The sequence below is a fragment of the Psychrobacter sp. 16-MNA-CIBAN-0192 genome (genome assembly GCF_040309565.1).
In the GTDB taxonomy this organism is placed as follows: domain Bacteria; phylum Pseudomonadota; class Gammaproteobacteria; order Pseudomonadales; family Moraxellaceae; genus Psychrobacter.
Genome location: NZ_JBEOOX010000129.1, coordinates 1 through 286 on the forward strand (window position 1 = coordinate 1; position 286 = coordinate 286).

The following is a 286-nucleotide window of genomic DNA, read 5'->3' on the forward strand; positions in this document are numbered from 1 at the left end:
GCTCAATGGTGTTAACTTGCCATTTACCTGACATTTTTAACAAATTCACCTGCAATACAGGCACAGTAAAGCGTTCAAATATTTTACGCGCAAGCTTGTCTAGCAACGGATTATCACAATAGCCAAAATACAGCTTCATGCTGATTTCATTCACCGTCTCTGGCAGCTTATCTAAGCCTGATTGCGGCAAACTAAAAAAACGATCCTGAGATAAATCATTAATGGTCATTACCCGAGGGATCACGCGATGCCCACGGGCTTCCGCCATTAACGAGCAGTAATAACC

General features: G+C 42.7%; 1 protein-coding gene. It reads right to left on the bottom strand.

Annotated elements, in window-relative coordinates; genetic code table 11:
* On the bottom strand, positions 1-286 hold a 286-nt coding region (locus AAEY78_RS12625), incomplete at both ends, for a RimK-like ATPgrasp N-terminal domain-containing protein (RefSeq protein ID WP_352339678.1).